This window comes from uncultured Fibrobacter sp., assembly GCF_947305105.1.
Lineage (GTDB): Bacteria > Fibrobacterota > Fibrobacteria > Fibrobacterales > Fibrobacteraceae > Fibrobacter.
In genome coordinates, this window is record NZ_CAMZCS010000061.1 from 1 (window position 1) to 6965 (window position 6965).

3 protein-coding genes are annotated in these 6965 nt (G+C 54.5%); 2 read left to right on the forward strand and 1 reads right to left on the reverse strand.

Annotation, left to right across the window (positions count from 1 at the left end; translation table 11 throughout):
• Positions 1-191: 191 nt before the first annotated feature.
• On the forward strand, positions 192-4559 hold the full coding sequence (locus Q0Y46_RS14630; protein WP_297948527.1) for a hypothetical protein: 4368 nt from the start codon (positions 192-194) through the stop codon (positions 4557-4559).
• An 18-nt stretch (positions 4560-4577) separates the two neighbouring features.
• Positions 4578-5813, forward strand: a complete 1236-nt coding sequence (locus Q0Y46_RS14635; RefSeq protein ID WP_295684376.1) for an FISUMP domain-containing protein — start codon at positions 4578-4580, stop codon at positions 5811-5813.
• A 34-nt stretch (positions 5814-5847) separates the two neighbouring features.
• Here Q0Y46_RS14635 and glgB read toward each other — a convergent pair.
• A partial coding sequence (glgB, locus tag Q0Y46_RS14640) for a 1,4-alpha-glucan branching enzyme (RefSeq protein WP_297948530.1) occupies positions 5848-6965 on the reverse strand: 1118 nt, incomplete at its 5' end.

The window sequence follows — 6965 nt, forward strand, 5'->3', positions numbered from 1 at the left end:
TGAAGGAAGGCTGGGCCAACGACCCGTCCAAGAAGGCTAAGACTGTCGATATCTCCAAGGGTATCAAGGTGGGCAAGCGCACGCTGACACTCATCACGATCGACTAGTTTTTCGGTCAAAATTTGAATCCGGTCCCCTGCAGAAATGCGGGGGATCTTTTTTATATTTTCGACATTGATTTGGAGGTCCCCATGGCGAGAATTGTTCTTCTTGTTTTATTCACCGCAATCTATAGTTTTGCCGTGTGGAACGGCAATGTTGCCGAGCCCCCGGTAGTTGGCGGCGTCTACCAGATTTCTTCCCCCGAGGAACTTGCATGGTTTGCCGAGCAGGTCAACGGCGGGCAGACGGAACTGGATGCGGAACTGACCGCAGATATTCTGCTTGGTTCAGACTCTTCCTCGTACTCTGGCTCCGTATGGCCGATTATCGGTATTGACAAGGGGAGTGCGTACAAGGGTACCTTTGATGGAAAAGACCACGTTGTTTATGGATTGAACCTCACTAGGAAATACACGAATTATTTCGGCCTGTTTGGTCTCCTGGATACCCTGGGGGTCGTTCGCAACGTGACGGTCGCCAATTCCCGTATAGATATAGACCTCCAGAACACTATGGGCGATTCCATAAATGTAGGGCTTGTGGTGGGCTATTCCAACGGCACGGTCTATAACTGCCACGCCCGGCAGGGTAGTATTGTAATTACTGATCCTATTCATCGGTATGCTAAGGGCTATGTGGGTGGAGTTATCGGTACAGTCGGTTTGGGCTCTGTAGAGAATGTTTCGAATAGTGCCCAAATGAATCTCGATCTTTTTGGGGAGTATTATATTGGTGGCGTTGTGGGTCGTGTGTTGGATAAGGGCGTGTTGAAAAATGCCAAGAACTATGCCGACATTCGTGTGAAGGGTGATACAACCAACACTTACATAGGCGGGCACTATTCCATTAGTGCCTACGCCAATACGATTAGTAGTAAAAATGAAAATTTTGTGGGTGGTATTGTTGGAAATAACCTGGGTAACGCCTATTTATGCGAAAACCGCGGAAACATCTATATGAATTTTGGCGTAGCGGGTGGTATTGCCGGAAGAGGCCGCGACTTGTATGATGTGGTGAACTATGGAACCATCGCAGACACCTTGGGTGTTGCTGCCGGTATTAGCGGTTTGAATGTTTCGGGTTGGAACCTGTTAAACTTGGGCGATGTCTATGGATATTTTGCCGCTGGAATTCTGGGGAAGGGACCGTCTTATGCGGCTGCGGTCAACAAGGGGACTGTTCGCGGCATCATGGTTGCAGGCGGCATTGTGGCATGGGGCGCGCCGCAGACTGCGAAAAACGAAGGCGAGGTAACTGGTAAGATTGCAGGTGGTATTTCAGGATGGATTCCTCGCTGGTATAATTTTGAAAATGTGATTAATGTTTCGGGCAAGGTAAAAGGCGATTCCATAACGGGTTCGCTTGCGGGTGTTGCCGAAGACTATATCAAGCATAGCTATTACGACAAGGACCTTTTGCCCGATGCAGAATGCATTGGTGCTATTGGCGAGTATGAACCGAGTGAAGTGTGGTGCGAAGGTTTGCCTACCAAAACCATGAAACAACGTGAATTTGCGGGTCGCCTGAATGAAGATGTTTATGATTTGGAGGGCAAAAGAAAATGGACATACATCCCTGGTGAATACCCTGACTTCAAGAAAGACGGTTACCAGGAAATTTTCCGCATAGCTCTTGATGATGGTGTGTTTATTACTAGCGCCTACACCGATTACCAGGGCAAGCTCGACAAGATGAAAATCCCGGTTTCCGAGGAAGGCCACTATTTTGCCGGCTGGGTAGATGGTGAAGGGAACCCGGTGGGCGTGGACCATGTCTTTACGGATTCGACGGTGCTGTATGCCAGGTATTCCGAAACCATCGAGGACACTTCGCTTGTCGTGTATTCCCTGCCTTCCGACGTCCCGGAGTTCAAGGTATGGAACGGCGACTTTCAGAAGATCGACAAGATTGTTCGGAAGGACGGTCGCCTGTACTATGCCATCTATACGCCTGCGGAGCTGAAGTGGTACCGGGACGATTCCCGGAATCTTTCCGCGATCCTGATGAACGACCTCGTGCTCGGGAAGGATTCCTTGACTCCCACCGAGCATAATCTGTACGATTGGTACAGGGGCCGCACCGGACTTTGCGATACATGTATCTTTGACGGGAACCACCATACCATTTATGGGCTAAGGCATTCCCTGTTCGATTCCTTGGGGGCGAATCTCGAATGGTACGAACTGCCGGGCGGGCGTAGTTATGCCTATTACATGAGCGAAGCCCTTGTAAAGGACCTGAACATCAGAAGTGCCTTGGTAGAACAGTATGCCGGGGCCATAGCTCAGGTCAATCTCGGTCATATCAGGAACTGCTCCGTCCAGGCCAAGCCCTTCGATACGACGCAGACCATGGGCGGACTGGTGTATTCGAATTACGGCTCCATCGATAGCGCGGAATTCATTTTCGATATTAATCGCGACGACTCGAGAAATCATGATTACAATATCGCGGGTATCGCGTCTTATAACGCCTTTGGCGCCAGCGTGACGAACGCCTACGCGCATGGCCATGTAGATATTTCCCAGGAGAACAATGCCTTCGTCCAGCTCTCCGGCATCGTCGGCACCGGCCCGGGCAAAATGGAAAACGTCAGGAACGAGACTTCGTTCAATGTGACCGCCTACAACGTGGAACTGGCCGGAATTGCGCGCGCCACGGGTCGTGTGGTCAACTGCGCCAACACGGGCGACATCAAGGCGAATTCCTGGGGCTATTTGCAGCGGATTGCCGGAATCGTCTTGACCAACGAGGTTCTCGTGGATTCCTGTTCCAACAGCGGCAATATCCATTTTGCCTACAGTTCGTCTCTCGGCGCGGACTCCGTCGCGATGGCCGGCATTGTCGCCCTGAATTTCGGCGGAGGCGTTGTCAAGAACGTCCTGAACGAAGGCAGGATCCTTATGGAAGATATTTCCAGAGAAGGGAACTATCCTAGCAGGTATGGTATCGGCGGCATTGTCGGCTTGAACTGGGGCCTAGTGGATTCCACCGAGAACAGGAAGCCCGTGCTGCATGAATGCCCGAACTTCTACAACGAATGCGAGTACTCGCATGTAGAGACCGCGAGATCGACATTTTCCATCGGCGGCGTTTCGGGAAAGAACTTCGGCGAGCTGAAAAACTCCAAGAACCTGGGCCGTGTCGCGGGATTCACGAACGTGGGCGGCGTCGCGGGCCTTTCGGACAGCCTCCTGGAGAATGTCAATAACCGCGGACCGGTCTATGGCATTTCGGTCTCCTACGAACACTATGCCTACACGAACACAACCGAACCCTATGTGGGCGGCATCGCGGGAAGGTGCAACGTGGTGGAGGGCGCCTATAACGAGGCCCCGATCTTCTACGGCTATGCGGCGCAGAAAAAGAGCTCCCATATTGGCGGCGTCTGCGGAAACCTCAAGGGGAGCATGAACCAGGCCTACAATATTGGCGATATCTACAGCGAAGACAACGTGGACAGTTCCTTCGTGGCGGGCATCGTTGCCGAGATTATGCCCGGGGCGTCGATAACGAATGCGTTCAACTGGGGCAACCTGGATGCCAGGGGCTTCTCGGGCGGCGTATGGGCCAAGGGCGATTCCGTAGGGGTCGTGAAGAACGTGTACAGCACGGCGACCGTGGTCGGAAAGAAACTCGAGGGTGCCGTCTACGCGTTCGTCTCGAACTACGAAGAGGACCATCCCAAGAATGATTATGTCTACTACGATTCCGCCGCGGTCAACGACGCGTATTCCGTAAACTTCTTTGCCCCGATGACTTCTGACCTCATGAAGACCGACGAGTTCCGTGACGCCCTGAATACGACCGGGGGCACCGAGGCGGACAGCAAAGTCTGGGTCCGTACCGATGGCTATCCCGTGTTTGCCGGTTTCACGATGGTTCCCATGTCCAGCTATTATGAGGAGGAAATCTCCTCTTCCAGCGTAAGGCCTTATTCCAGCGCCAACTCCTCTTCGAGCGCGAAGTCTTCGTCCAGCGTCGCGTCGTCTTCCAGCGGGGAATCCTCTTCCAGTGTCGCATCCTCGTCTAGCGTAGAGACGTCGTCCAGCGTGGAGACATCGTCCAGTGCAAGGTCTTCGTCTAGCGCCGTTTCGTCATCCCGCGAGGAATCCTCTTCCAGTGCCGAATCTTCGTCCGGCGCGAAGTCCTCTTCCAGCGTAAAGTCCTCGTCCGGTACGGCCTCGTCTTCCAGCAAGGAACGCCAGAAGTCCTCTTCCAGCAGGACGGCGATCCCAGCCGCCACGAAGCTGCCTGGCTTTGCGGTGAATGTCTCCGGCCGCTCGATAAATGTCCGCTACGGGAAGGAATCCGCGCAGTATGTGCTCATGGATTTGCAGGGGCAGGTCGTGAAGTCCGGGACGCTCTACCAGGGCGCCGCCACGATTGCGATGGGCCGCTCGGGGAACTATATCTTGCGCGTAGATGGCGTGAACCAGTTGGTACGGGTCCGGTAGGCAAGGAGTCGCAGTAAGATGAAGAATTGTTTGTATATGCTGATTGCGCTGTGCGCCCTGTCGATTTGCCTTGACGGCTGTTCCGGAGACGGCTCGAAAGAATCCAATCCGATAAATGTAGGTAGCGCGGTGGAGGAATCGAGTTCCAGCGACGATGATGTTTCCAGTTCTTCTGGCAAGGCCTCGCTGGGTTCCCTGTTGTTCAAGGATTCCTCGGGCAGCACCGAAGACTCCGTGTCGGCAAAGGCGTCGTCGAGTTCCGGCAAGAAAAAGTCGTCCAGCTCGGTGGCCTCGTCTTCGAGCGGCACCAAGGTTTCCGAACCGGATGATGGACCGTCAGACGTGCCCGCAAAGTCTTCCGAATCGGGCAAGTCTTCCGAATCGGCCAAGTCTTCCGCAACGTCGTCGAGTTCGTCGCAATCAGGTTCGTCGCAGACAAGTTCTTCGAGCAGTTCCGGCGTTCAGGAGCCATCGAGCAGCTCCAAGGCCCCTGAACCCGCCGACAGTTCGTCCAGCTCGAAAGCGGAATCGAGCAGCAGCGTAGTGCAGGTGATTCCGTCGAAACTTTACGACTGCAACCAGTTCAAGTGTCAGCCGACGCAATACCTGAACCCTGAAATCGAGTATGGCGAATTGCTGGATGTAAGGGATAACCATGTCTACCGCACGGTGGAAATCGGCGACCAGGTGTGGATGGCCCAGAACCTGAATTACGACACTGGCGACACGACGACGGATTCCCGGTTCGTCTATCGGTATTCATCCGTTGTCGTCCCGAATGTCGAGGACAGCATTGCGAAATACGGCCGCGGCTATACGTGGTACCAGATTATCGATTCGACGGAATGCGATACCGCTTCCTGCTATTTCACCGTTTCCGACCCTCCACGCCGTGGCATTTGTCCGGAGGGCTGGCACGTACCCAGCGAACGGGAGTGGAAACTCCTGGAAAAATTCGTAGACCTGAATAACGAGAGCGAATCCCTTGGCGTGAGCCTTAAGGCGAAAAGCTTATGGGAAGAGCATCCGAATGCTCCCACGGGTTCGGACCGCTTCGGCTTCTCGGCGCTGCCTTTCCAACCGAAAATGAGCAGCTATTATCCCTTGGAAACGGCCGCCTTTTGGACTACGGGGGAAGTTCCCGGTTCCACGAGTTGCGCCTATGCCCACGTCTTCAATTACTATTATCAGTTTATATCCAAGGAGTCTTACGGCAAGAGTCAAAGAATAGCTCTCCGTTGCCTAAAAGACTAGCCATGCCACCCGTATTGGGGTGACATGGAATATCTTAGCGCTCCAGCCTGAAGAACACGGCGGCGAGCGGCGGGAGCTTGATGTTCAGGCTGCAATCGCGGTTCTGCCAGGGCACATCTTGCGTCCAGACTTCGCCGAAGTTGCCGACGTTGGAACCACCGAACATTTCGGAATCCGTGTTGAAGATTTCCTTCCACTTGCCGCGCGTGGGTGCGCCCAGGCGGTAATTGTAGCGGACCACTGGCGTGAAGTTGAACACGCACAGGATTTGGTTCCCGTGGTCGTCTTTACGGACAAACGAAACGATGGAGTTGTCGGCGTCGTCGCACCAGATCCATTCGAAACCGGTGTAGTAGTGGTCGATTTCCCAGAAGGGCGCGTTCTCCTTGTACAGGTGGTTCAGCACCTTCATCATCTGCAAAAGTTTTCCGTGGCTGTCCCAGCTGACCAGGTGCCAGTCGAGCGACTGCTTCTCGTTCCATTCGCGGAACTGCCCGAACTCGTTGCCCATGAAGTTGAGCTTCTTGCCCGGGTGCGCGTACTGGAACGCGTAGGTGAGGCGGAGGTTCGCGAACTTCTGCCAGTTGTCGCCGGGCATCTTGCCGAGCATGGACCCCTTGCCGTGCACCACTTCGTCGTGGCTGAACACCTGGATGAAGTTCTCGCTGTAGGCGTAAACCATGCTGAAGGTGAGCTGGTTGTGGTGGTACTTGCGGTGGATAGGTTCGTGCTCGATGTAGCTCAGGAAGTCGTTCATCCAGCCCATGTTCCACTTGTAGTGGAAGCCGAGGCCGCCCTGCTCCGGCGGGCGCGTGATGGAGGGGAAACTCGTGGATTCCTCGGCAATGAGGATGGCGTGTGGCGTGAGGCGGCCCATGATGCTGTTCAGGTGCTTCAGGAACTCGATGGTATCGTAGTTGATGTTGCCGCCGTCCTTGTTCGGGACCCACTGGCCGGGGCCCTTGCCGTAGTCGAGGTAGAGCATGGAGGCGACCGCATCTACGCGGAGGCCGTCGCAGTGGAATTCCTTGAGCCAGTACATCGCGTTCGCGATGAGGAAGTTCTTGACTTCGTTGCGGCCGAGGTTGAAGATGTAGGTGCCCCAGTGCGGGTGTTCGCCCTGGCGCGGGTCGGCGTGCTCGTAGCAGGCGG